Raw genomic sequence first — 26257 nt, forward strand, 5'->3', positions numbered from 1 at the left:
TCAGGGCACGTTTTTCGTAAGGAGCAATGGCAATGGCAAGAACCGTAAATTGTATCAAACTGGGGCGCGAAGCCGATGGACTGGACTTTCCACCGATGCCTGGCGCGCTGGGCCAGCGTATCTATGAGAATGTATCGAAAGAAGCCTGGGCCGGCTGGATCAAACAGCAAACCATGCTGGTGAACGAAAATCGCCTGAATTTGGCTGATGCCAAAGCGCGTAAATATTTGATCGAGCAGGTGGAGAAATATTTCTTCGGTGAAGGTGCGGATGTGGCTGCCGGTTACGTGCCACCTGCCAAGTAAGCTTCTCGTCATCAGTAAAAAAGGCAGCCTGGGCTGCCTTTTTTACTGGGTATGGAAGATTTTACTTGATAATTGCAGCCAGTTCGCCCTTGGCATATCTTGCAGCCATTTTTTCCAGATCTACCGGCTTGATCTTGGTCGCCTGACCTGCGCTGCCGAAGGCTTCGTAGCGCGCTTTACAAATAGCCTTCATGGCCTTGGTGGAAGCAATCAGGAATTTACGCGGATCGAATTCCTTTTTGTTTTCCGCCAGGAACTTGCGCACCGCACCCGTGGATGCCATGCGCAGGTCAGTGTCGATATTGACTTTGCGCACGCCATGCTTGATGCCTTCGATGATTTCTTCCACCGGCACACCGTAGGTTTCACCCATGTCGCCGCCGAAGTCGTTGATGATTTTCAGCCATTCCTGCGGCACCGAGGAAGAGCCGTGCATCACCAGGTGCGTGTTGGGGATACGTGCGTGGATTTCCTTGATCCGGCCAATGGCGAGGATGTCGCCGGTAGGTGGACGGGTGAATTTGTATGCGCCGTGCGAAGTACCAATCGCGATAGCCAACGCATCCACGCCGGTTTTCTTGACGAAATCGGCGGCCTCTTCCGGGTCGGTCAGCAATTGTGAATGATCCAGCATGCCTTCAGCGCCACTACCGTCTTCCTCACCGGCCATGCCGGTTTCCAGTGAACCCAGACAACCCAGTTCGCCTTCCACGGAAACACCTACGGCATGGGCGATATCCACCACTTTGCGGGTGATCTCGACGTTGTATTCATAGCTGGCCGGGGTCTTGGCATCTTCCTGCAGGGAGCCGTCCATCATCACCGAAGAGAAGCCGTCGGTGATGGAACGAATGCATACCGGGGCGCTGGCGCCGTGGTCCTGGTGCATGACAATGGGGATATGCGGATAAGCTTCGACCGCAGCGGTGATCAAATGCCGCAGAAAGCTGGCGCCAGCATACTTGCGCGCACCGGCAGAGGCCTGCATGATAACCGGACTGCCGCATTCATCTGCGGCTTCCATGATGGCCTGGACTTGTTCCAGGTTGTTGACGTTGAATGCGGGCAGACCATAGCCGTTTTCAGCGGCATGATCCAACAGTTGGCGCAGGGATACAAGTGCCATGATTTTCTCCTTGGTTAATAAATAGACTGCAAATCCTGAAAAACTTTAAGCTTTCTTGTGCTCACCGACCGTCACAATCTTCATGGTGTTGGTACCTCCGGATTCACCGATCGGTTCACCTATGGTAAGCACGATCAAATCACCGTCGCGCACTGCACCGCGGCGGCGCAACTCATCTTCCGCTTCGATCAGCAACTGATCCCGATCCTTGGAATCGGTCTGGAAATTGACCGGGTAAACGCCCCGATACAAGGTAACTTTTCTACGGGTTTCCACTTCCGGTGTCAAGGCGTAGATCGGTACGCCCGTGCTCATGCGCGACATCCACAGACAGGTACTCCCGGACTGGGTCAGCGCCGCAATGGCACGCACATTGGGCAGATGCGTCGCGGTAAAAATGGCTGCCATCGCCACAGATTCATCTTTCCGGCTGAAATTTTTATTGATCCGCAAATTGACAAAATCACGTTCGATTTCTTTTTCCGCCTCGCAACACACGCGATCCATGGCGGCAATCGCCTCCACCGGATACATGCCTGCGGCCGTCTCGGCCGACAGCATCACGGCATCGGTGCCATCCAGCACAGCGTTGGCCACGTCGGAAACCTCGGCGCGCGTCGGTATCGGGCTGGATATCATGGATTCCATCATCTGCGTGGCGGTAATGACCAGTTTGTTACGCTGGCGCGCCATGCGGATCATTTTCTTTTGCAGGGCAGGCACTGCAGCGTCGCCGACTTCTACACCGAGATCGCCGCGCGCCACCATGATGGCATCGGATGCGTCGAGAATTTCTTCCAGCGCCGGAATCGCTTCAGCCCGTTCGATTTTGGCCACCAGCATGCCGTGACCGCCCGCCGCCCGCAGCAGGTTGCGCGCAAGCTGCATATCGGCAGCGGAGCGTGGGAAGGAAATCGCCACATAATCCGCCTTCAGTGCCGCGGCGGTCTTGATATCTTCAATGTCTTTTTCAGTCAGCGCGGCGGCGGACAACCCCCCACCCTTGCGGTTGATGCCTTTATTGTTGGAGAGCACCCCCCCTTGTATCACCTTGCAGATGATTTCCGAGCCCTTGACCTCTTCCACCCACATTTCGATCCGGCCATCGTCCAGCAACAGCGTGGCGCCGCGTTCCAGATCTCTGGGCAGATCCTTGTAGTCAAGTCCCACACGTTCCTGGGTGCCCATTTCGCACGTGGCGTCGAGCACGAAACGGTCACCGGCCTGCAGCGTGATCTTGCCGTCGGCGAATTTGCCGACACGGATTTTCGGGCCCTGCAGGTCAACCAGCACGCCCACCGCACGACCCCGGGTCCGCGCCAGCGAACGCACCATCTCGGCGCGATCGATATGGTCCTGGGCGATACCATGCGAAAAATTGAGACGCACTACGTCCACGCCCGCCTCCATCATTTTGTCCAGGACTTTGGGGTCATTGGATGAGGGGCCGAGTGTGGCGACGATTTTTGTTCTGCGTATCATGAATTTATTTACTCTGAAAAAGGACCAGTCAAGACACCATCAGCAGGCTGAATATTCTGCCTGCATCATGACGTCCGAAATTAGCCAAACGCCGTTAATGGATTTAGCCTGCTGCGCGTTGCTCCAGGATTTCAACGGCAGGCAATTTCTTGCCTTCCAGAAACTCCAGGAACGCGCCTCCAGCGGTGGAGATATAAGATACCCTGTCGTAGATATCGTATTTTTGTATTGCCGCAATCGTATCGCCACCACCAGCCAAGGTAAAGGCGCTGGTATTAGCAATCGCTTCGGCGATTTTCTTGGTGCCCTCGCCAAACTGATCGAACTCGAACACGCCGACCGGGCCATTCCATACTACTGTACCAGCCTTCATGATGATATCTACCAGTTCCTGAGCTGATTTAGGACCAATGTCGAAAATCATGTCGTCGTCCGCCACGGCACCGGCGTCTTTGAGCACGGCGGGTTCATTGGCGTCGAATTTCTTGCCGCACACTACATCGACGGCAATAGGTATGGTGGCCCCTCGTGCGGTCATTTTCTTCATCAGTGCCTGGGCGACTGGAACCAGATCATCCTCGCACAGGGACTTTCCGACGTTCTTGCCGGTAGCCTTGAGGAAGGTATTGGCGATACCACCGCCCACTACCATCTGGTCCACTTTTTCAGACAATGCTTCCAGCACAGTCAGCTTGGTGGACACCTTGGAGCCGCCCACGATCGCAACCATGGGGCGCGCCGGGCTGAGCAGCGCCTTGGTCAGCGCCTCCAGTTCTTCGGTCAGCAGGATGCCTGCGGCCGCTACCGGTGCAAACTTGGCAATGCCATGTGTCGAAGCTTCTGCACGGTGCGCCGTACCGAAAGCATCCATCACGAACACGTCACACAACTTGGCGTATTTCTTCGCGGTTTCGTCCAGGCTCTTTTTCTCGCCTTTGTTGAAGCGCACGTTTTCCAGCAGCACCACCTCACCTTCGGCGACGGCAAACCCCCCGTCGATCCAGTCTTTGATCAAGCGCACCGGTTTACCCAATTTGGCGCTGAGCACATCGCCTACCGGCTTGAGCGAATTGTCTTCGGAGTACTCGCCTTCGGTCGGACGTCCAAGATGGGACGTAACCATGACTTTTGCACCGGCCCTGAGGCAATGCTCTATGGTACGCATGGACGCCGTGATGCGTGCGTCCGAAGTAACCTTGCCGTCTTTGACCGGCACATTCATGTCGGCACGAATGAAAACACGTTTTCCTTTGAGATCAAGGTCTGTAACACGGATTACTGTCATGGTAATTCTCCAGAGAAGTAAGGTTTAAGGGCTGGGAGCACCCCAGGCCTTAAAGCTCACATCGTTAAAGCACAAGGGCAAGCCAAACAAACGCAATGGTGCTTGCGCCAGTCTTGACTTGCCGCCTGCTGTTGATTATTTCGCTACGTGTTGCACAAAGCGCAGCATGTTGCAGGTATAGCCGTATTCATTGTCATACCAGGCCACGACTTTGACGAAAGTGGCATCCAGCGCAATGCCCGCTTCAGCGTCGAACACTGAAGGTGCCGAATGGCCACGGAAATCGGTGGAAACCACTTTTTCAGTGGTGTAACCCAGTACGCCTTTGAGGGCGCCTTCGGACGCGGATTTCATCGCCGCGCAAATGTCGGCGTAAGTGGCTTCCTTGTTGAGTTCCACGGTCAGATCCACCACCGACACGTCGGAAGTCGGTACACGGAACGCCATACCGGTCAGCTTGCCTTTCAATTCCGGCAGCACCACACCGACCGCCTTGGCCGCGCCGGTGGACGATGGAATGATGTTTTCCAGGATGCCGCGACCACCGCGCCAATCCTTGCTGGACGGGCCGTCAACGGTTTTTTGAGTTGCCGTAGCCGCATGCACGGTCGTCATCAGGCCGCGCTTGATGCCCCAATTGTCATTCAACACTTTGGCGACCGGTGCCAGGCAGTTGGTGGTGCAGGAAGCAGCGGAAACAATCGCCTCACCCGCATATTTGGTGTGGTTGACGCCATACACGAACATCGGGGTGTCGTCCTTGGAAGGCGCAGATTGCACGACTTTTTTGGCGCCCGCATTGAGGTGCGCCTGGCAGGTTTCCTTGGTCAGGAAAAAACCGGTCGATTCGATAATGATATCAGCGCCGACTTCACCCCATTTCAGGTTGCTCGGATCGCGTTCGGCAGTCAAACGGATTTTTTTGCCATTGACCATCAGGTTATTGCCATCAACGGCCACGTCGCCATTGAAACGACCATGCACGGAGTCGAATTTGAGCATGTACGCGAGGTACTCAGGGTCGAGCAGATCGTTGATCGCAACCACCTCGATACCCGGGAAATCTTTGGCAATTGCGCGGAACGCCATGCGGCCAATGCGGCCAAAACCGTTGATACCAACCTTAATAGTCATAATTTACCGCCTCCAGTATAAAAAGAAGAATCCTCTCGCCGCCAGGGGTTTACGCACCCTGGCAATGGTATTGCCGTTACATTACGCTCTTGACGGTTTTCACCAGATTTTCCACGGTGAAGCCGAAATGCTTGAACAGATCCGGTGCAGGGGCCGATTCGCCGAAGCTATGCATGCCCAGCACTGCGCCATCCAGACCGACATACTTGTACCAGCCATCCGTAGAGCCTGCCTCAACGGCCACGCGCACCACACCCTTGGGCAGTACGCTGTCCTTATAAGCGGCATCCTGACGATCAAACGCGCTGGTGCAAGGCATCGACACCACACGCGCGGCAATCCCTTCGGCCGCCAGCGCTTCCTGCGCCTTGACTGCCAGTTCGACTTCCGAGCCCGTAGCGATCAGCACCACCTTGGCATTGGCTGCGTCTTTCAACACATAACCGCCCTTGGCGATGTTGGCGATGGTAGCTGCGTCGCGCTGCATGAATGCCAGGTTCTGGCGGCTCAGGATCAGGCTGGTCGGGCCGTCGTGTTTTTCCACGCCCTGCCCCCAGGCAACAATGGTTTCCACGGTATCGCATGGACGCCATACGTCCATGTTCGGAATCATGCGCAAGGTGGCGGTTTGCTCAACCGGCTGGTGCGTCGGGCCGTCTTCACCCAGACCGATGGAATCGTGGGTAAATACCCAGATCACGCGCTGCTTCATCAATGCCGCCATACGCAACGCATTGCGCGCGTATTCGGAGAACATCAGGAAGGTGCCGCCGAACGGCAGCACGCCGCCATGCAGCGCCATGCCGTTCATGATGGCGGACATGCCGAACTCGCGCACCCCGTAAGAAATGTAGTTGCCGATGCTGTTGCCGTGGACGTGATGGCAGCCGGTCCAGTTGGTCAGGTTGGAACCGGTCAGATCGGCAGAACCGCCGAGGAACTCCGGCAGCGCCGGTGCCAAGGCATTGATGGCGATTTGCGAAGCCTTGCGTGTGGCGACGGTTTCGCCCTTGGCATTGATGGCAGCAATAGCCTGGGTCAAGTGCTCATTCCAGTTTGCTGGCAAATCGCCCGCCATGCGGCGCTTGAATTCGGCGGCCTCAGCCGGGAAAGCGGCAGCGTATTCGGCGAACTTGTTGTTCCACAGCTTCTCCAGCCCCTCACCCTTGGTCCTGGCATCCCAACCTTCATATACATCAGCTGGAATTTCAAACGCCGGGTGATCCCAGCCGATATGCTTGCGCGTATCGATGATCTCCTGTGCGCCCAGTGCAGCGCCATGCACATCGTGGGTACCTTCCTTGTTGGGAGAGCCTTTACCAATGATGGTTTTGCAGCAGATCAGGCTGGGCTTGTCGGTCACGGCTTTAGCAGCCTGAACAGCAGCTTCTATCGCTACGGCATCGTGTCCATCCACGCCAGCGATCACATGCCAGCCATACGCCTCGAAACGCCTGGGCGTATCGTCAGTGAACCAGCCTTCGACGTGACCGTCAATCGAGATGCCATTGTCATCCCAGAATGCAATCAGCTTGCCCAGGCCCCAGGTGCCGGCCAACGCGCAGGATTCGTGGGAGATGCCTTCCATCAAACAGCCATCGCCCAGGAATACGTAGGTGTGGTGGTTGACGATTTCGTGACCTGGCTTGTTGAATTCGGCAGCCAGCAGCTTTTCCGTCATCGCCATACCCACTGCATTGGTAATACCCTGGCCCAGCGGGCCTGTCGTGGTTTCTACACCAGGAGCGTAGCCATATTCAGGGTGGCCGGGCGTTTTCGAATGCAGCTGGCGGAAACGCTTCAACTCGTCCATTGGCAGGTCATAACCAGTCAGATGCAGCAACGAATACAACAGCATCGAACCATGGCCGTTGGACAGCACGAAGCGGTCGCGGTCAGGCCATTTTGGGTTGGCCGGGTTGTGGCGCAGATGGTGGTTCCACACCACTTCGGCGATTTCCGCCATACCCATGGGCGCTCCTGGGTGGCCTGACTTGGCCTTTTCCACCGCATCCATGGACAGCGCACGGATAGCATTTGCGAGATCAGTACGAGTTGCCATTGCTTCTTCCTTAGTTGATAAAAATACGTTTAATGCTGCAAAAACGGACCCTCAGGCTTGCAACCGGCATACCCGAAGAGGGAGCGTTCAGAATATTTGTAGCCAGCGATGTGCACGCAAGCCAGACAATTCAAATGCTTAAGCGGGGTAACGTCACTGCTTTACGTAAAAAATGCAGTGAAAGTTCTTGATTATGGCCGACCCAGACAATTTGGGCAAGCCAGCCAAGCTTCTGAATTGGCGGAGAAAGCCGCGAATTTTTGGCCGGAAATGCCCGGTTTTTAAGGCGCTGCGCGAAGGTTTTTAAATCGGGCTGGAGAGAATCAAAGTTTTTAATTGAGCCGCCATATTCATTTATCCGCAGCACGTATCCAGGCCTTCCATTCCGCGAACAAATCGACTCCCAAGGCCGCCACCACCGGGCGTTCCCACAGGTCATCAGCCCAGAAATCATCGCAAGCCAGGGTACACATTTGCCCCCCTGCCTCTTCCATAATCAGGCAGCCAGCAGCGTAGTCCCACAATTTCTGGCCGCCATGCAAATACACATCGAACCGCCCTGCTGCGGTGTAACACCAATCCAGCGTACTGGCACCGAAGTTGCGCTGGGAGCTGTATGGTGGATGCAGCGCCACCTGAGTCGCGATGGCGTCGCTGATGCGTTTTAATTCGACCCCGGCCAGACTGTGGCGCAAGTCGGGCGAGCGCGTCTTGATCGGTAGCCGCTCCCCATTCAAAAAAGCGCCCTGGCCTTTTTCGGCATAAAACATCTCATCGGCTACCGGATCATAAATCACCCCCATGACGCTACGCCCGGCTTTCATCAACGCCACGGATACGGCGAAATACGGCACGCCATTGACGAAATTGGACGTGCCGTCGATGGGATCGATACACCAAAGCCCGTCCGATCCTGCCATCCACAGCATGCGCTGTTCGGACTCCGGCATTTCCTCGCCCAGCACCGGATAGGGCGCGAGGCCCGTCAACTCGCGCACCAGTGCCACCTGACAGGCCAGATCAGCCTCGGTACACAAACTGCCATCCGCTTTGCGGCTATGCGCCACTTTCAAATAACGCGGCATCACCTCGACCTCGGCAACGTGTTTGACAATTTCAATGACCGATTGCAGCACAGTTATTCTGACTTCCACTTGATCGAGCAACCCATGCTGGGAATCTGCTCCAGCGGACCTTTTTGTGTCTGTGCCACTTGCTTCATGGCTTCGAACAAGTCACGGCGCACACCCTCCGGCGCGGTTTCCTTGCGTGAAGCGTCAAAGCGGCCACGGTATTGCAACTCAAAACCGCGATTGAATCCGAAAAAATCCGGTGTACACACTGCGTCATAAGCACGTGCGACGGTCTGGCTTGCATCGAATACATAAGGAAAGGGAAATTCAAACTCGGCGGCGACCTTTTGCATATTGTCGAAGCTGTCTTCCGCATAATCCGCCGGATCATTGGACATGATGGCGATGCTGTTGATGCCGTGGTGATCGCGCAGCTCGCGGCAATCGCGCACGAGACGCGGGCGTATCGCCTGTACATAGGGACAATGGTTGCAGATGAACATGACCAGCAGGCCGTTTTCGCCCATCGCGGTTTGCAGCGTGTAACGCTTGCCGTCCACGCCGGGCAGATCGAAATCCGGAGCTTTCCAGCCAAAATTGCAGACCGGTGTTTGCAGACTGACCATTTATTTCGACTCCAATTACTATGCAATGCGCATTATCATATCACGCACCCTTACCCGCTTTTGCCGTCATGCCACGCTTTTACCTGCCTGAAACGCTTGCTCCGGATACCTTCATCACCTTGCCGGATGCCAGTGCGCATCATGCGGCACGCGTATTGCGGCTGTCCGTGGGCGACTCGGTAACGCTGTTCAATGGCCAGGGCGGCGAATGGATGAGTAGCATTCACCATATCGGCAAACGCGAGGTGGAAGTGCGTGTGGGCGAGTGGCAAAACGTGGAGCGCGAATCAACGCTGCGCGTCACGCTGGCGCAAGGCATCTCCAGCGGCGAGCGCATGGACTACACCCTGCAAAAGGCGGTCGAACTGGGGGTACACGCGATTCAGCCGATCGCCTGCGCGCGCAGCGTAGTCAAATTGTCTGGAGAGCGCGCCGACAAGCGCCGCACGCATTGGCAAAACCTGGTCATTGCCGCATGCGAGCAATGCGCGCGCAACCGCGTGCCCGAGGTATCCGATATTGCTCCTTTGCCGGTCGGCCTGGCGCAATCCGCCATGACGCCATTCAAACTGATGCTCGCACCGGATGCGCAACACACCCTGCATAGCCTGCCGCGGCCGGACGGCGACATTACCATGCTGGCGGGACCAGAGGGTGGTTTCGATGCGCATGAATACAGTGCGGCGCTCGCAGCCGGATTCATCCCGATCCGTCTGGGGCCGCGCATACTGCGCACGGAAACTGCTGCCCTGACGGCGCTCGCCGCCATGCAGACGCTGTGGGGAGACCTGTAACATCTCGCGTCATTTGTTATACACTTCAAGCACATCCATCCAAATCAATAACAAACCGTATGACCACCTCTCCGCCCTCCGCCTTCGTCCACTGGTTTCGTGCCGCCGCACCGTATATTCACGCGTTTCGCGGCAAGACTTTTGTTATTGCCTTTGGGGGCGAAGTGCTAAGCGACGGCCAGTTCACCCGCCTGGGGCATGACCTCAATCTCCTCAATAGTCTCGGTGTACGTTTGGTATTGGTGCATGGCGTACGCCCACAGGTGGAGGAACATTTGACCCAGCGCGATGCGGCGATTCGTTACGCCGACGGCTTGCGCGTGACCGACGATGCCGCACTGGCTTGCGTCAAAGAGGCGGTCGGGGAGGTGCGGGTAGAGATCGAGGCGCTGCTGTCGATGGGGCTTCCCAACAGCCCGATGGCCAACGCCGACATCCGCGTAGCCAGTGGCAATTTTGTCACCGCCCGACCGCTGGGTGTACGCGGCGGGGTGGATTTGCTGCACACCGGCGAAGTTCGCAAGATCAACGCTGCCGCCATCCGCCAGCGCCTGGAAGACAACGACATCGTACTGCTGTCGCCACTTGGCTATTCACCCACTGGCGAAATATTCAACCTGTCACTGGAAAACGTAGCCACCAAAGCCGCCCTGGCGCTGGATGCAGACAAGCTGATTTTCCTGATGGAAACCGAGGGTGTGCACAATGCCAGGGGTGGTCTGCTGCGCGTACTCACCGTGCCGGAAGCGGAAAAAATAGTCGCCGCCAAACGCAACCTGCCCGAAGACGTGGGCTTTTATCTGCCCTGCGCCATCACTGCCAGCAAGCAGGGCGTCGCCCGCGTCCATCTGATCAGCCGTCACGTTGATGGCGCATTATTGTCCGAACTGTTCACGCACGCCGGCATCGGCACCATGCTCACTCCGGCACGGCTGGAAACCCTGCGCCCGGCCAGTATCGATGATGTCGGCGGCATCCTGGAGCTGATCCGTCCGCTGGAAGAAGACGGCATGCTGGTGCGGCGCTCGCGCGAGCGGCTGGAAATGGAAATCGAACGCTTCATCGTGCTGGAACACGACGGCATGCTGATCGGCTGCGCTGCGCTCTATCCGTTTGCCGATGAGCGCGCCGGCGAACTGGCCTGCCTTGCCGTGCATATCGATTACCGCGGCAAATCCCGCGGCGACGTACTACTGGAAGCCGCCGAGAAAAAAGCACGCGCGCTGAAACTGAAACGCCTGTTTGTCCTTACCACGCATACAGCGCACTGGTTCATCGAGCGCGACTTTAAAGAAGTCGACGTCAGCGAGTTGCCTACCCGCAAACAGGCACTATATAACTACCAGCGCCGCTCCAAAGTGTTCGTTAAACCCCTATAATCCGGCGCATGAATCTTACACGACGCCAGCTCTGCACCCTGTTGCTCTGTTGCAGCCTGCCGCTTGGTGCGCGCGCGGCGACCACGCCGCTCACCTTCGGGGTATTTCCCAACCTGTCGCCGGAACGGCAATTCAGGCTGTATCAACTTCTCACCGATTATCTGGAGCAGCGGCTCGCACGTCCGATACAACTCTATACCGCAAAAACCCCCCGTTCCTTTGTCGACGCGACCCAGCTCGGAAATTTCGATATTGTGCTGACTCCCCCGCATCTGGCCTGGCTAGCCGAGCAGGAGGCCGGCTACCGGCCACTGGCCACTTACACCGGCACCATCAAAGGCCTGCTGGTGGTGGCAGCGGCGTCTCGTCTGCATAGCGCTGCTGAATTAAGAGGCAGCACTATCGCCATCCCCGACCCATTGGCAATCGTAACCATACTCGGGGTTGGTTTTTTGCAAGAAACCGGCCTGCGTCAAGGTACTGACTACCAATTCGTGAACCGGGGCAGTCACAACAATGCCGCCCTGGCTGTGATCAACGGCGAGGTTCCGGCTGCCATTGTTGGAGGGCTGTCATTCAGCCAATTCCCGGAAAACATGCGCAGCAAACTGCGCATTATCGGAACCACCATCAAGGTAAAAAGCTTTTTTTTCATGGCAAACCCGCGCCTGCCCTCACCAACAGCCCAGGCAGTGCGAGATGCCCTGCTGACCTTCGGCACCACCCCACAGGGACGCCTGTTTCTTGACCATGGGCACTTTGGACCCATCCTTCCCGCAACCGCCCAGAGCCTGACCACGATGGCACGCTACGGTGTAGAAGTGCGCCGCTTGCTGAAAGAATCGGCCCCATGAATCGCCGTATTGCTTATCCTTTATGGGTCAAACTGTTTCTGACCACCATGCTGCTGCAGTTCACCCTGCTGGGCTTGCTCGCGTTTACCAACTTACGTGAGACTCAGCAAAGCCTGCTGGAAAATGCCGAGCTGCGCATACAGGAGCTGCGCTTACCGCTCAATGCCGCACTAAGCACAGCGCTGTTCCAGCGGGATGTAGCCGGGCTACAGGAATTACTCAACTCCATGCACCAGGAAAAAGGCCTCAGCTATCTGGTTGTGACTGACGCGCAAGGCAAGCAACTGGCCGCAGCGGGGCTGGATCGCGGCATATTACCCAAGCAAGACCAAGGCTTCGCCGATGCGGGCAGCGATCGCGTGTACAACACAGCCATGCCCATCACGCTGGGAAATGCGCGTTATGGAACGCTTTATTTCGGCGTTTCCACGGATTTTCTCACGAGCGCCCAAGCACGCATGAAATACAAAATCATCGTGATAGGCGGGATTGCGCTCATAGCGTCTTTTGTACTGCTGATTATTCTCAGCCTGTGGCTTACCCGCCATCTGCGCCGGCTGGCCGAGGCCAGCAAGACCATCGCGGCGGGTAACCTCAATATCCATCTCCCGGTCACCAGCCATGACGAAGTGGGACAACTCAATCAAGCTTTTAACGCCATGGCCGCCAGCCTGCGCAGCCGCATTGAGGCACTGCAGCAGGCCGAATCCATCCAGCGTCGCTATCTCGCCGAAACGCGCGTGGAAAAAGCCCGCTTGCTGGCGCTGCTGTCGGCAATGAACATGGGCATCCTGTTTGTCACCATCAATAACCGCGTCGCCTATACCAACCCGGCTTTCACCCAGATATGGATGATCCGCAACACCGATAATCTGGTCGGGCGCGAAATTGCCGACGTGCTCAATGACTCAGGCTGTGTGCTGGCACGCCCGGACCATTTCTCGCGCCACATCATGGGCGTGATGAGCACGCACGAGAGTTCGGAAAGTCTGGAAATCGAAATGACCGACGGCCGCGTGATTACCCAGCTGTCCTACCCGGTGCGCGAGCAGGACGGCCGCATCATCGGGCGCATCCTGATTTTTGAAGACGTCACGCGCGAACGCCAGACTGCCGAACAGCTGATTTATCTGGCTGAGCGCGACTCGCTCACCGGTCTCTACAACCGGCGCCGTTTTGAGGACGAACTGTGGCGTATGGTGGGCGACATCACGCGTCACGGCAATAGCGGCAGCCTGCTGTTTTTCGACCTGGACGAATTCAAATACATCAACGATACCTTCGGACACCGCGCCGGCGACTCGATGCTGATCCGCGTGGCCGGTGCAGTGGGCGCGCTGATCCGCAGTAATGAAGTCTTCTGCCGGCTGGGTGGCGACGAATTCGCCATACTGATGCCCGACGCGAGCGAAGCGGACGCTCAATCCCTGGCGGAACGCGTCGTGCGCGCGGTGGCGCAGATTCCATTTCGCTTCGAGGGTAAAAACCTGCGCCTGACCTGCAGCCTCGGTATTGCCGCCTATCCCCAGCAGGCGGAAAGTGCCGAGCAACTCGTAGCCCACGCGGATGCCGCCATGTATCAAGCCAAGGAAGCAGGCAAAAATGCCTGGCGCAGCTATCGGGCCGATCTGGATACCTCGCGCGAGATGATCCAGCGCATGAGCTGGAATGAACGCATCGGGCGAGCGCTGGAAGAAGACCGCTTCGTATTACACTTCCAGGGAATTTATCACACCCAGAGCGGCGTGCTGGCGCACCTGGAAGTCCTGCTGCGCATGCGCGACGAGACAGACACGGAACAGCTCATCATGCCAGGCCATTTCATTCCACTGGCAGAGAAAAACGGCCAGATTTTGCAGATAGACCGCTGGGTGCTGAAGCAGAGCATTGCGATGCTTCAGGCCAAACCGGAGATTCCTGCGCTCGCCGTCAACATTTCCGGGCGCTCGCTGGACGATCCGGGTCTCGCCCTGTTCATTTCCGACGAATTGCTCTCCGCCAAGGTGGAGCCGCACCGCCTGATGATCGAAATCACCGAAACCTCGGCATTGTCGGACTTGCAGGAGGCACAACGTTTCATCCAGGCATTACGCCATACCGGCTGCATAATCTGCCTGGACGATTTTGGCACAGGTTTCGCATCTTTCGCGTATCTCAAGCACATCAAGGCGGACATTCTCAAGATTGACGGCCTGTTCATCCGCGACATCATCTTCGAACGCGACAATAAGGTTTTCGTCAAAGCGATCGTGGACGTAGCGCGCGGGCTGGGCAAAACCACCGTCGCGGAATTCGTGGAAAGCCGTGAAATCTTCGCGGTGCTGAAGGAAATGGGCGTCGACATGGTACAGGGCTATTACCTCGACATTCCAAGCGGCGGACACTGGCAAACCAGGCTGAGCAAACCTGCCCAGGCTTAGCCTCGCCTGTCGCAGGCAATGCACGCCAGCAACTCCGGCGCCACACTGGTAAAATGGCGTCTGTTCCGATTTATCTTTAGGTAATGCATCTTGATCTCCACCCAAGGCCTCACCATCCAGTTCGGCGCCAAGCCGTTATTTGAAAACGTCACCGTCAAGTTCGGCGACGGCAACCGCTATGGCCTGATTGGCGCCAACGGCAGCGGCAAATCCACCTTCATGAAAATTCTCGCCGGCCAGTTGGCCCCTACCTCCGGTCATGTCGCGCTGGACAGCGGCGAAAAACTGGGCTGGCTGCGCCAGGACCAGTTTGGTTTCGAAGACCAGATCGTGCTCGATGTGGTGATGCAGGGTGACGCCGAGCTGTGGGCGGTAAAGCAGGAAAAAGACGCCATCTATGCCAATCCGGACGCCACCGAAGCAGACTACATGCATGCTGCCGAGCTGGAGGGAAAATTCGCCGAGCTCGACGGCTATTCGGCCGAAGCGCGCGCCGGCGAACTGCTGCTCGGCGTGGGCATTCCGACCGACAAGCACAATGGCCCGATGAAGGAAGTCGCTCCGGGCTGGAAGCTGCGTGTGTTGCTGGCACAGGCACTGTTCGGCAACCCGGACATCCTGCTGCTGGACGAGCCTACCAACAACCTCGACATCAACACCATCCGCTGGCTGGAAAACGTGCTGGACCAGCGCACCAGCACCATGATCATCATTTCGCACGATCGCCATTTCCTGAACTCGATCTGCACCCACATGGCCGATCTGGACTACGGCAAGATTCAGTTATTCCCCGGCAACTACGACGAATACATGACCGCCGCCGCGCAAGCGCGCGAAGGCCAGGCTGCCGCCAATGCGCGCGCCAAGGAAAAAGTCGCCGAGTTGCAGAGCTTTGTATCGCGCTTCTCCGCCAACGCCTCCAAGGCGCGCCAGGCCACTTCCCGCGTCAAGCAGATCGACAAGCTCAAGCAGGACATGGTGGTCATCAAACCGTCTTCACGCCAGTATCCCTACATCCGCTTCGAGCAGGAAAAACCGCTGCACCGCAACGTGATCGAGGTGACGGATCTCGCCATTGGTTACGACGCGCCGCTGTTTTCCAAATTAAGCTTTATGGTTGAGGCGGGCCAACGCCTGGCGATCCTGGGCGAAAACGGCACGGGTAAATCCACGCTGATCAAAACCCTGGTCGGGGAACTGCCCGCCAAGGCCGGAACCATCAAATGGTCGGAAAACGCCAAGATCGCCTATTACGCCCAGGATCACGCCGCCGATTTCGACACCGACCTCACCCTGTTCGACTGGATGCAGCAGTGGACCCAGCCCGGTGACGACGACCAGATGGTGCGCGGCGTGCTCGGCAAATTGCTGTTCTCCGGCGACGATGCAAAAAAATCGGTGCGGGTGCTGTCCGGCGGCGAGCAGGGGCGCATGCTGTTCGGCAAGCTGATCCTGTCGCGCGCCAACGTGCTGGTGCTGGACGAACCCACCAACCACCTCGACATGGAATCCATCGAGTCCCTCAACACGGCAGTGGAGCTGTTCAAGGGCACCGTTATTTTCGCCTCGCACGATCGTTCCTTCGTGTCCTCGCTGGCCAGCCGCGTCATCGAAATCACCGATCAGGGCCCGACCGTATATGACGGCAACTACGAGGATTATCTGGCCAGCCGCGGCGTGGCCTGATGAAACTGGTCGTTCTCATTTCCGGGCGCGGCTCCAACCTCCAGGCCATACTGGACGCACAACTCCCGGTGGAGATCGCCGCCGTCATCAGCAATCGTCCCGACGCCGCCGGGCTGGATCTGGCACGCGCGCGAGGCATCCCGGCGCTGGCGCTGGATCACAAGCAATATGCCAGTCGTGAAGCATTTGACAATGCACTGATCGGGGTCATTGACCGTTACCAGCCGGAGCTGGTGGTATTGGCAGGCTACCTGCGCATTCTCGGCGACAGCTTCGTGATGCATTACGCAGGACGGTTGATGAATATTCACCCATCCTTATTGCCCAGCTTTCCCGGCCTGGATACCCACGCACGCGCATTGGCCGAAGGCGTGAAAATTCACGGCTGCACGGTGCATTTCGTCACCCCCATGCTGGATCATGGCCCTATCATCGTGCAGGCGGCGGTGCCGGTGCACTCAAATGACACGGCCGCCACCCTGGCGGCACGCGTGCTGGCTGCCGAACACTGCGTTTACCCCAAGGCCATTGCGTGGTTTGCGCAGGGTCGACTCCTGTTGCTCGATAACGGCCAGGTAAACTTGCGCGACGATAGCGGGTCTGAACAGACACTATTCATTTCCGGAAGCCTGCCATGACGCGCTACATTGCCTTGTTGCTTACCCTGATTGCTGTGCCGGCGTTCGCCGCGCCACGTCAGGTGGAGATCGATTACGTCCTGTCGCATAACGGCCTCGAAGTCGGTTCCGTGCACGAAACCTATACCCGCAACGGCAACAATTACCGCATCGACAGCCAGACCCGTGCCACAGGGCCGCTCGCGGTATTGTTCAAGGGTCAGCTGGAGAGTGTCAGTGAAGGAAAAATCACGGCACACGGCCTGCGCCCCACAAAATTCGAGCAAACCCGCAGCGACGCCCCACAAAAAAACATCAGTTCCAGTTTTGACTGGAAGACCAGGAAAGTCACTCATACCAGCAAGGATCGCAGCGAAGCCGTCGCATTGCCTGCCGATGCCCAGGACCGGCTGTCGGTGCTGTACCAGTTCATGTTCGTCAAGCCGGGTGCAAAAAAACTCGATTTCGATGTCTCTACCGGCCATAGCCTGAGTCATGAAGTCTATACGCTGGTGGGTGCAGAAACCCTCGCCACGCCGGTGGGCGCGCTCAAAACCCTGCATTACCGCAACCAGCCGGAGAAAGGCGAAAAGCAGATCGAGGTATGGCTGGCCCGCGACAAGCACTACTTGCCTGCACAGGTACGCATCGTTGACGACGGCGCCACCGCACTGCAAACACTCCACCAGATCAAGATCGAATAAACCCGTGCATGGCTGCCGTCGGTGACCGGTTCAGCACCTTGAATTCATCGTCGCGAATGCGCAGGATTTTCCTGCTGGCGCTGGCGATATCGGTATTGGCGCATTTGCTGTTGTTGACTACACCCGGCTTCCGGCTGCCTGCCGACGACAGCCATGAATCAACGATCCAGGCACGTCTCGAGCCGCTGCCAAAACCTGAGTTCAGACCCCTTCCCAAGCCCAAACCGGCGGTCAAGACGGCACCCAGACTGCGCCCCAAGCCCAGGCCGAAGCCCCCTGTAAAACCAGCGTCTCCACCACAACCGGCACCCGAACCTGAACCGGCGGCAGTCCCTGCGCCCGCAACCGAGGCTGCCGCAGCCGACGCACCGGCTGAAGCGCCTCCCGCTGCGTCGCAGCAAGCGCCCGCCAATGCGCCTGACACCCCTGCACCGCCGCCACTTAACGCCATGCCTGGCAAGGCCGAAATCCAGTACACCATGTTCAAGGGTGATCATGGATTCAAAGTAGGTCGTGCTACCTATATCTGGCAGGTACGTGGCGACCGTTACGTGTTGACCAGCATTACCGAGGGCACCGGCCTGTTCGCCCTGATCCAGCCGGGCAAACTGGTGCAGATCAGTCAGGGCCACATCACGCCGCAGGGGCTTGCGCCGGATGATTTCTGGATCCAGCGCGGCAAACCGATACCCGACAAAACCTCCGCCGCCCACTTCGATTACCGGCAACATACGGTCACCGTCGGCAAAATGAGCAACGCCACGACCGTGCCACTGCTGCCCGGTGCGCAGGATATTCTCAGCGTCACCTTCCAGCTGGCGATGCTGGCGCCGTTCCAGAACGAGCAACTGCTTCATGTCACCACCGGCAAAGGCCTCAAACCCTATACTGCGCATGTGGTGGGGGAAGAATTGCTGGATACGCCGCTGGGACAGCTGCGCACGCTGCATCTGGCGCGCAACGCGGAAGCGGGTGAGGACGCAATTGATGTATGGCTGGCGGAAGATTACAACTACATGCCGGTCAAAATTCGGGTTGACCACAGCAAATTCGGCATCGTCGAGCAAGTCATCAATGGTATCAACATTGAACACTAATGCCCGGTGCTGCGGAAACCGTATGCCTTATAACTGTGCGCGGATGGTCCGCGCCAATGCCAGCGCGGTTTCCAGCGAGGCATCCACGCAGGTGAAATGCCCCATCTTGCGCCCGGGACGCGCAGACTGTTTGCCATACAGGTGCAGTTTGGCTGCCGGGTGTTGCAACAGCGCTGCCCAGTTGGGCTGGCTGGCGCCCCACAGGTCGCCCAGCAGGTTCACCATCACCGCGGGCGTGTGCTGGATGGTGGCGCCAATCGGCAGGTTGCACAGGGTGCGCACCTGCATCTCGAACTGGCTGGTGAGGCAGGCGTCCAGCGTATAGTGACCGCTGTTGTGCGGGCGCGGGGCGATTTCGTTGACGACCAGCCTGCCGCCATCCATGACGAAAAACTCCACCGCCATGACACCGCAATAACCGAGCTGGTCTGCAATCGACTGTGCGGTGGCGCGCGCAGTTTGCGCCAGGGTTTGGTCCACCCGTGCCGGCACGATGCTGATATCGAGAATGCCCGCTTCGTGGATGTTCTCCGCCACCGGGTAGAGCGCGCATGCGCCAGCTTCATTGCGCCCCAATATCACCGACAGCTCGCACTCCAGCGCCAGCATTTTCTCCAGCACGCATACCTCGCCGTCCATCGCTGCAAATGCGGCCTGCGCCTCATCAAGACTGGCAACGCGCACCTGGCCCTTGCCGTCATAGCCAAAGCGCGACACCTTGAGCACGGCGGGAAAACCGACCTGCGCACAGGCAGCGGTGAGCTCCGCCGGCGTTGCAACCACCGCGAACGGCGCGGTGGCAAAGCCATGCGCATGCAGCCAGGATTTTTCCGCCATGCGGTTCTGTGCGATTTCCACTGCTTCGGCGCCCGGCTTGACCGGGCAATGCTGCGCCAGCGCGCGCAGGGTTTGCGCCGGGACATTCTCGAATTCCGTGGTCACCGCCGCACACTCACGGCCCATCTGCGACAGCGCCGTTTCATCCTGGTAGTCAGCGCACAGGTGCATATCCGCGACCTGCCCGGCCGGGCTGATGGGGTCGGGATCGAGCACCATCACGCGGTAACCCATGGTGCGCGCGGCAATGGTGAACATGCGTCCGAGCTGGCCGCCGCCCAGCATGCCGAGGGTGGCACCGGGCAATATCATCGGGTTCATCGGTCAGGCTTCCGGCAGGCTCATGTTGAGCACGGTCGCGGACTGTTCGGTGCGGAATGCTTCCAGCCGCGCAGCCAGTGATGCATCGCCATTGGCCAGCAGCGCGGCAGCAAACAGCGCGGCGTTGGCCGCACCCGCTTCGCCGATGGCAAAGGTGGCCACCGGAATCCCCTTGGGCATTTGCACGATGGAGAGCAGCGAGTCCATGCCCTTCAGATATTTGGAAGGCACCGGTACGCCCAGCACCGGCACGGTGGTTTTGGCAGCCAGCATACCGGGCAGATGCGCCGCACCGCCGGCACCCGCGATAATGGCGCGCAGGCCGCGCGGCGCGGCGCTGGCGGCATAGTCAAACAGCAGGTCGGGGGTACGGTGGGCGGAGACCACCTTGGCTTCAAAAGCCACGTCCAGGGACCTGAGCATCAGCGCGGCATGCTGCATCACTTCCCAGTCGCTGTTGCTGCCCATCACAATGCCGATTAGAGGTGTATTCATTATCGATCTATCCTTATTCACCATCCGTGCCATCTTCGGGATAGGGGAAGCGTGTATGTCCGTAACGCAGCGCCAGTACCCCCAGGGTAAGCATCAGAATGGCGGCGGCCACACCAATCAGGCGCCATTCGTCCATTTCCTTCATGCCGAGAATGATATAACGCGCCAGCGCGACAATTGCGATATAGATGGGATAACGCACAGGCAGCTTGCCTTGTTTGTAATACAGGCCGAGCATGGTGACGATCTCAAGGTAGAGGAACAGGAGCAGCAGATCGGTCAGGGTGACAGTGCCTGCATCGACCATGATGCGAAGCTCCTGAAATCCGGCCACCAGGGTGGCCAGCAGAATGATGCCCAGACCAAAGTTTTCGACCCAGTGCAGAACGCGCAGTGCGAAACGGTTGTGTTGCTGGATCATGATGCAATACCGGTTAAAATCTGTGTCGCATTTTAGCCGATTTGCGAACGATTACGTAGTTACGCCGTTTTTTCTGCACGTGCTACCGAAGGTTTTCGTACGCGGCATTGCTGCAATACTTCTGCTGCACGGCCGCTACTGCCCCACACCTGGATACAGCGTTCGGTTTCAAGCTGCACTGCCTCGCGCACACCGGCCACCGTCGCCGCATACCCTGACGCTCCGGCCGTGACATTCTCGCGTATGCGGTTTGCGGCGATGTCAAGCAGCGTCGCGCTGTAATTGATCTTGGCTGCGCCAAAACAGATCATGCGACGCATCTGGTCATCAGTGTAGCCGGCGCTACCATGGATACCAAGCGGGATACCGACAGCCTGGTTGATTTTCGACAGTCTGGTAAAATTATACTTGCTGTTGCCACCCGAATTGATCCGGCTGACCGACACCGCCAAGCATCCTACACCGGTGCGATCGACATAATATTTGGCTTCCAGCGGGCTGGTCGCGGTGTTTCCAGAAGCCTCGGCCAGATCGTCTTCCAGCCCGGTTTCAATCAGCCCCACCTGACCCACCACCAGCACCCCGAGCGGCGCAGCCAGCGCGACTACTGTTTGCGTCAACGCCACGTTCTCGGGCAACGGCTTTGAGGACGCATTGAACACAATCCCGCAACAACCCATGTCAATCGCTGCTTCTGCGCCCGCAGGGTCACTCTCTATTTCGACCTGAAAGGCCACCGGGATGGTGGCACGATTCCCCATTTCGGTCACTGCACGTGCCAGCGATTCGATATTGTCGGTACCGGGGTACAACTTGGAAATGCTCAGGATGATGGGTGCACGCATTTTCTCGGCAGCGGCGACCACGCCTTCCAGGACATTCCAGCTGACCACGCCAAAGGCACCCACCGCGTACCCGTGGCGGTAGGCATGACCGAGCATGTCCTGCATATCAACGAGTGGCATAAAGTGCTTTCATTTTTCCGGTTGAATCGAGTGCGCAGCGGCTTGCAGGCCGACGGCGTAGCGCGTCAGCAATGTCTGGAATGCGATGTCGCGACTCTTGAACACATTTTCCGCGCCCAGCAAGTGTTGCAGGCCGGCTCTATCGAACTTCTCCCGAACCGGCTGCTTCAGGCTGCTGAACGCCAGCTTTACGCCTGCCTCATGCATGTATTTTGCAATTTCCCGTATTTTTTCCTCGCCCGAAGCATCGATGTTGTTGATGCCATTGCCGATCACCAGTATGGTTTTTGCCTGCGGGAAATCAGCATGGGCGCGCAATATCACATCCTCGAAATGCGCCGCATTGAGGAAATCCAGCGAACCATCGTAGCGCATTATCACAAAATGCGGACTGACTGGCGGCAACCCATGCGCCCTCATGTCGGCGAGGCTTCCATCCGGCATCTGTCCCAACAAGACAGCCCGCGGCTTCATGCGCCGCACCAGAAATATGGTAATCGTCAACGCCACGCCGGCCAATACGCCATTGGCAATTGACGGTGCCATGGATAGCGTTGCAACAAACGTGAATGCCCCCGTTAGCGCGCCCATGCGATCGACCTTCCACGCCATCAACAGCGGACGGACTTTAATCAGGTCGAACACCGACAGCATGACAATCACCGCCAGCACTGCCAGGGGCAAATGGTACAGATAGTGCGTAAAGAACAGAAGCACCAGCGCAACCATCAGCGCGCTGATGACGGCAAACAGCCCGGTACGCGCCCCGGTGCGAGCTGCCACCGCAGAACGCGAGAACGAACCACTCACCACGAACGACTGGCAGAACGAGCCGACAATGTTCGCCAGACCCTGTCCGATCAGTTCGCGGCTGGGGTTGATACGCTCGCGCGTCATGGCTGAAATCGCCTTGGAAATGGACGTCGCTTCAAGAAAACCGATCAATGCCATCACCAATGCACCCGGCAGCAGAGGCAGCAGTAAATCGCCCCGCAAGCTGGGGGTCGAAAATGACGGCAAGCCGGCCGGAATATTCCCGACCACGCGACCACCGCCGCTAAAGCTGACCTGGCCGTCCTTGATCTTACCAAAGCGCCATTCTGCGCCTTCTTCATCGGCTGCAAGCCGGTAGCGAGCCTTGCCGTCTGGCTGCGCTTCGCGCACAAACCGGAGTGCATGGAGCTGAACTCTGCGCAGATTGTTGTCCGCCTTGAGCCGGGCTATTTTGCGACGCGCCCACTCGGCCTGTGCATGCAGCTCAGCCCCTCTCTTGATGGCGTCATGTGAGCCATTGTCGAATTCGCGCAGTCGTTGATTAATATCGCTAAGCCGGCTGGTCAAAACCTGCAACTGGCGCTCTGTCTGGGCATACGCATCGATGTCGGAGCGCGCGACGGCTGTCGTCACCGATGACAAGGGCACTGTCTGGTTACGCTCAAAGCCGATCATCCAACTCACCAGTGTGGTCAACACTACTGCTACCAGAATACCGGGGATTTTCGGCATATGGCGGCGCAAAGCGAGAATGATAGCGGCCGTGGCAAAAGCAAACCCCAGCGTTGCCAGATGCGCGTGCTGCACCTGCGCCACGACCCGCCATAAATCTGCCATGAACACATCGCTGCGCGGGAATGGCACGTTTAGCACCTCGGCCAGCAATGACAGCCCGATAATCAGCGCGGCAGCATTGGTGAAGCCAACCACGACCGGGCTGGACAGCAGGTTAACCAGCGCCCCCAGACGCAGCATGCCCAGCACCAGACGCAACACGCCGACCATTAACGCCAGCATGATGGACAGCTCGATGAATTTGTCGCTGCCAGGCGAAGCGAACGGAATGATGGTCACCGCCGAGATCAGCGCCAGCATAGCCACCGGACCGGTGTGTAGCTGATTCGACGAACCCCACATCGAAGCCACCACCACCGGCAACAATGACGCATACAGACCATACACCACAGGCAAGCCTGCAAGCTGGGCATAGGCCATGCTTTGCGGCACCAGTATCAAGGCGACAGTAATGCCGGCCACCATGTCGGCGCGTAGTTTTTCAGTGCTGAGCGGAAACCAGCGCAAAAACGGAAACAGCGTGGGCGCACGGGTTTTTATCGTGCGGGTCACCGGGTCAATCCCATATAAAGCAGCGGCAATTTTTCCGGCAGACGTTCAACATGATCGACCACCATGTAATTGCGCGCGCCAAAAATGCGCGACACATACTCATCGGCGCGCGGATCCAGGCTCAGACAGTAGGTGGCTATGCCATCACGGGTCAGTTCTTCCACCGCCTTTTTGGCGTCGAATCGCAGGTATTGCGGATCGCGCACGTCGTTGTCGGCGGGTTCGCCGTCGGTAATCACCAGCAGCAGTTTCTTATGGCTGGGTTGCCGCTTGAGCAGTGAGCCAGCATGCCGCATCGCCGCACCCATACGCGTGGATAGTTGCCCACTCATGCCCGCCAGACGGGACTTTGCCTTGTCGTTGAAAGTCTCATCGAAATCCTTGAAACGGAAATACTCCACGTCATGGCGGCCATTGGAATCAAAACCATGCAGCGCAAAGGGATCGCCGATTTTGTCCAGCGCATCGGCCAGCAGCACGGTCGCTTCACGTGCAAGCTGCAGCACTGTGCTGTCGGAACCCAGCACGCTGTCATTCGTGGATTCGGACAAATCTATCAGTAACAGTACTGATAAATCGCGCACTTTACGCACTGAGCGCATCATGATGCGCGGGTCGGGTTGCTCTCCCATACGGATGTCGATCATGGCGCGCACTGCAGCGTTGAGGTCGATTTCGTCGCCATCTTCCTGCTTGCGCAGGCGTTGCACGCCTTGTGGCTGCATTGCCTCGATCAAGTGCTTGAGGCGCGCTACCAGCGGCTTGTGCTTGACGGCAATCTCGTTGATCAGCTCGACTTCGCCGGTTTTCGGGCGCTTCTCCAGTACGGTGCACCAGTCTGGCCGATCCAGCTGCATCTGATAATCCCATTCGGCATAGTGGTAGGGATCCGGTGGTGGTTCGCGACCTTCCTGCTGGTTGATACTGGTGCTTTCCTCGTCGCGAAAGAATTCGCTGCTCAGCACCCAGATTTCGTTGGCATCGTCGCCGGCACCCGGCACGTCCAGCGTATTGATCATTTCCATCACGCTGACATATTTGCGCAACTGCTGGGTAGCGATGCCGGCCACCGCCTGGCTGGCTTCGAATATGTCTTCAAACTCCCACATATAGCGGTTGTCATCACGGTAAACGATGTCGATCACGTCATTGGTATGACTGTAATTCGCGCCTGATGCGAGCAGGGCGTCAGCCAGCTCGATACCCACTTCACGCACCCACACGGTGGGCTCGGATTCTGTACTGCGGGCGCGGAATAAACGGCGCCCCAGCGCGACCCAGGTGTGCGTATCCTGGTAGGTTTCGTCCAGCAGCGCGCGCGCCAGCCGTGCCATCAATACGGCAGCACCGTCGCCCGACTGCGGCGTCGCGGTATGCAGCGGCAGCCAGGTCTGCAGAAGGCCGGGAAACTTCGCCAGGGCCAGCGCTTCTACGCGCGCATCCTCGATCAAGCCCATCAGCACCTTTTGCAAGCTGCTCAGGCCGGTGCTGTCAAACTGCCGTGTGGTGTAGACCTGATGGCAGGCGGCATGCGCCGCGCTGGCTCGATACAAGGCAATGCCGGCAACCCGTTCCGCCCCGTCTGCGGCAGGATCCGCTACAAAGTCATCGTAGGCGTCTGGCAGGTGGATGATGTAGCCATCGATATAGGGTCGGTAGCCCTCGCGCTGTTCGAAGTCTCCACTGGTGGGGCGCAGGAAGAAATCGCGACCCCACAAGGCTCGCAGGTACATGCCGATACGACGCTGCACGTCGATGAATAGGGTGCCCTTGCGCTCCCGCTGCAACACGCCTATGGATTCCGGGCTGTCCAGGCTGAAATATTTCAGCTGCCCGTCGAAATTGGTTTTATGCGCCTGCGCGCCCCATAACGCCCAGCGTCGCAAACCGCCCAGCGTAAGTTGCGACAGCAGTACGCCCAATTGGTCCAGCATCGGCCGCACACCGCGTGGCGCCTGGGCCAGCAACATGTCCAGCAAGTGCAGATAGCCGCGAAACAGTTCTGGATCACCCAGACGGGCAGCGGCCACCGGACTGGTCGAGAAAATCGACGTGATCACCGCAGCGCTGGTCTTGGAATACATCTTGATTGCGGCGGCCAGCAGATCTGCGACGGCATCTTCGCCCAGCTCACGCGCCACGGCAGGTGCGTTCTGTATGAACGACACCACCAGATCGGTACCACGTCCCAGGGACTTGAGTCCGGTTGCACCTTGCAGATAATAGCGTTCCAGTCCACGCGGGCTGAATACGCGCGCAGCTTCTCCCCAGGAAGCACGCAGCACTTCACCTGCATGCTCTCCGAGCTCGTCCAGAATATCTTGGTACTTGTCGAGTTCGAGCGCCATCATTCAGCTCCGGAAAATTATCGGAAATGACTTTGGCGCAGGTCTCAGACTCGCACCAAGTCGGGCGTATACGGGTTAGCGGAAGGGGCGAAGGTCACATTGCCA

At 58.0% G+C, this 26257-nt stretch carries 23 protein-coding genes; 9 read left to right on the plus strand and 14 right to left on the minus strand.

The genetic code is table 11. From position 1 onward, the window contains the following. Window positions 1-32 precede the first annotated feature (32 nt). Window positions 33-305 (plus strand): oxidative damage protection protein, encoded by a 273-nt coding sequence (locus tag ACFDAU_RS15465; RefSeq protein WP_124706375.1) that lies wholly within the window; start codon window positions 33-35, stop codon window positions 303-305. A 61-nt stretch (window positions 306-366) separates the two neighbouring features. Here the strand turns inward: ACFDAU_RS15465 and fba are convergent, their stop codons facing one another. The 8 genes from fba to ACFDAU_RS15505 all read right to left on the minus strand — a co-directional run bounded on the left by fba (window position 367) and on the right by ACFDAU_RS15505 (window position 9093). Further along, window positions 367-1431, minus strand: a complete 1065-nt coding sequence (gene fba, locus ACFDAU_RS15470) for a class II fructose-bisphosphate aldolase (protein ID WP_413437798.1) — start codon at window positions 1429-1431, stop codon at window positions 367-369. A 45-nt stretch (window positions 1432-1476) separates the two neighbouring features. Then, the gene (pyk, locus tag ACFDAU_RS15475; RefSeq protein WP_413437799.1) at window positions 1477-2913 is read right to left on the minus strand and encodes a pyruvate kinase; all 1437 of its coding nucleotides are present in this window, start codon (window positions 2911-2913) and stop codon (window positions 1477-1479) included. 103 nt (window positions 2914-3016) lie between these two features. Beyond that, on the minus strand, window positions 3017-4198 hold the full coding sequence (locus ACFDAU_RS15480; RefSeq protein ID WP_413437800.1) for a phosphoglycerate kinase: 1182 nt from the start codon (window positions 4196-4198) through the stop codon (window positions 3017-3019). Between the two features lie 135 nt (window positions 4199-4333). Next, window positions 4334-5332: a type I glyceraldehyde-3-phosphate dehydrogenase gene (gene gap, locus ACFDAU_RS15485; RefSeq protein ID WP_413437801.1), complete on the minus strand. Its 999-nt coding sequence runs from the start codon at window positions 5330-5332 to the stop codon at window positions 4334-4336. A gap of 76 nt (window positions 5333-5408) precedes the next feature. Next, on the minus strand, window positions 5409-7394 hold the full coding sequence (gene tkt, locus ACFDAU_RS15490) for a transketolase (protein WP_413437802.1): 1986 nt from the start codon (window positions 7392-7394) through the stop codon (window positions 5409-5411). 130 nt (window positions 7395-7524) lie between these two features. After that, the gene (locus ACFDAU_RS15495; protein ID WP_413437803.1) at window positions 7525-7761 is read right to left on the minus strand and encodes a hypothetical protein; all 237 of its coding nucleotides are present in this window, start codon (window positions 7759-7761) and stop codon (window positions 7525-7527) included. Continuing rightward, window positions 7745-8530 carry an inositol monophosphatase family protein gene (locus tag ACFDAU_RS15500; RefSeq protein ID WP_413439557.1) on the minus strand — a complete coding sequence of 262 codons (786 nt, stop codon included), beginning with the start codon at window positions 8528-8530 and terminating at the stop codon, window positions 7745-7747. The genes ACFDAU_RS15495 and ACFDAU_RS15500 overlap by 17 nt, the downstream gene beginning before the upstream one ends. Window positions 8531-8532: 2 nt before the next feature. Beyond that, window positions 8533-9093, minus strand: coding sequence for a thioredoxin family protein (locus ACFDAU_RS15505; RefSeq protein WP_413437804.1), 561 nt, complete (start codon window positions 9091-9093; stop codon window positions 8533-8535). A 68-nt stretch (window positions 9094-9161) separates the two neighbouring features. Here ACFDAU_RS15505 and ACFDAU_RS15510 point away from each other — a divergent pair, with 68 nt between their 5' ends. The 8 genes from ACFDAU_RS15510 (at window position 9162) to ACFDAU_RS15545 (ending at window position 18644) form a co-directional block, all read left to right on the plus strand. Further along, on the plus strand, window positions 9162-9887 hold the full coding sequence (locus ACFDAU_RS15510; RefSeq protein WP_413437805.1) for a 16S rRNA (uracil(1498)-N(3))-methyltransferase: 726 nt from the start codon (window positions 9162-9164) through the stop codon (window positions 9885-9887). 59 nt (window positions 9888-9946) lie between these two features. After that, complete coding sequence (gene argA / locus ACFDAU_RS15515) at window positions 9947-11266, plus strand: amino-acid N-acetyltransferase (protein ID WP_413437806.1); 1320 nt, start codon at window positions 9947-9949, stop codon at window positions 11264-11266. 8 nt (window positions 11267-11274) lie between these two features. After that, window positions 11275-12120, plus strand: a complete 846-nt coding sequence (locus ACFDAU_RS15520; protein WP_413437807.1) for a phosphate/phosphite/phosphonate ABC transporter substrate-binding protein — start codon at window positions 11275-11277, stop codon at window positions 12118-12120. Next, on the plus strand, window positions 12117-14540 hold the full coding sequence (locus tag ACFDAU_RS15525; protein WP_413437808.1) for an EAL domain-containing protein: 2424 nt from the start codon (window positions 12117-12119) through the stop codon (window positions 14538-14540). The genes ACFDAU_RS15520 and ACFDAU_RS15525 overlap by 4 nt, the downstream gene beginning before the upstream one ends. Window positions 14541-14630: 90 nt before the next feature. Further along, window positions 14631-16226: an ABC-F family ATPase gene (locus ACFDAU_RS15530; RefSeq protein ID WP_413437809.1), complete on the plus strand. Its 1596-nt coding sequence runs from the start codon at window positions 14631-14633 to the stop codon at window positions 16224-16226. Beyond that, on the plus strand, window positions 16223-16864 hold the full coding sequence (gene purN, locus ACFDAU_RS15535) for a phosphoribosylglycinamide formyltransferase (RefSeq protein ID WP_413439558.1): 642 nt from the start codon (window positions 16223-16225) through the stop codon (window positions 16862-16864). The genes ACFDAU_RS15530 and purN overlap by 4 nt, the downstream gene beginning before the upstream one ends. Continuing rightward, window positions 16861-17547, plus strand: a complete 687-nt coding sequence (locus tag ACFDAU_RS15540) for a DUF3108 domain-containing protein (protein WP_413437810.1) — start codon at window positions 16861-16863, stop codon at window positions 17545-17547. Before purN ends, ACFDAU_RS15540 begins: the two co-directional genes overlap by 4 nt. Before the next feature lie 56 nt (window positions 17548-17603). Further along, window positions 17604-18644 (plus strand): DUF3108 domain-containing protein, encoded by a 1041-nt coding sequence (locus tag ACFDAU_RS15545; RefSeq protein WP_413437811.1) that lies wholly within the window; start codon window positions 17604-17606, stop codon window positions 18642-18644. Window positions 18645-18671: 27 nt separating this feature from the next. On the opposite strand, the gene ACFDAU_RS15550 is transcribed toward ACFDAU_RS15545, so the two are convergent. From ACFDAU_RS15550 to ACFDAU_RS15575, 6 genes are read right to left on the minus strand one after another with little or no spacing between them, the layout of a single operon-like run. Continuing rightward, window positions 18672-19793: a 5-(carboxyamino)imidazole ribonucleotide synthase gene (locus ACFDAU_RS15550; RefSeq protein ID WP_413439559.1), complete on the minus strand. Its 1122-nt coding sequence runs from the start codon at window positions 19791-19793 to the stop codon at window positions 18672-18674. 12 nt (window positions 19794-19805) lie between these two features. Then, complete coding sequence (purE, locus tag ACFDAU_RS15555; protein WP_413437812.1) at window positions 19806-20297, minus strand: 5-(carboxyamino)imidazole ribonucleotide mutase; 492 nt, start codon at window positions 20295-20297, stop codon at window positions 19806-19808. A 13-nt stretch (window positions 20298-20310) separates the two neighbouring features. Continuing rightward, entirely contained in the window at window positions 20311-20718 is a 408-nt protein-coding gene (locus tag ACFDAU_RS15560; protein ID WP_413437813.1) for a phosphate-starvation-inducible protein PsiE, read from the minus strand. A gap of 59 nt (window positions 20719-20777) precedes the next feature. After that, window positions 20778-21683 carry a class II fructose-bisphosphate aldolase gene (locus tag ACFDAU_RS15565; protein WP_413437814.1) on the minus strand — a complete coding sequence of 302 codons (906 nt, stop codon included), beginning with the start codon at window positions 21681-21683 and terminating at the stop codon, window positions 20778-20780. A gap of 9 nt (window positions 21684-21692) precedes the next feature. Further along, on the minus strand, window positions 21693-23804 hold the full coding sequence (locus ACFDAU_RS15570) for a SulP family inorganic anion transporter (protein ID WP_413437815.1): 2112 nt from the start codon (window positions 23802-23804) through the stop codon (window positions 21693-21695). Beyond that, a complete protein-coding gene (locus ACFDAU_RS15575) occupies window positions 23801-26152 on the minus strand; it encodes a nitric oxide reductase activation protein NorD (protein WP_413439560.1) in 2352 nt (783 codons plus the stop codon). The genes ACFDAU_RS15570 and ACFDAU_RS15575 overlap by 4 nt, the downstream gene beginning before the upstream one ends. Window positions 26153-26257: the final 105 nt, after the last annotated feature.

It is taken from the genome of Sulfuriferula sp. GW1 (assembly GCF_047300855.1).
Classification (GTDB): Bacteria; Pseudomonadota; Gammaproteobacteria; order Burkholderiales; family Sulfuriferulaceae; genus Sulfuriferula.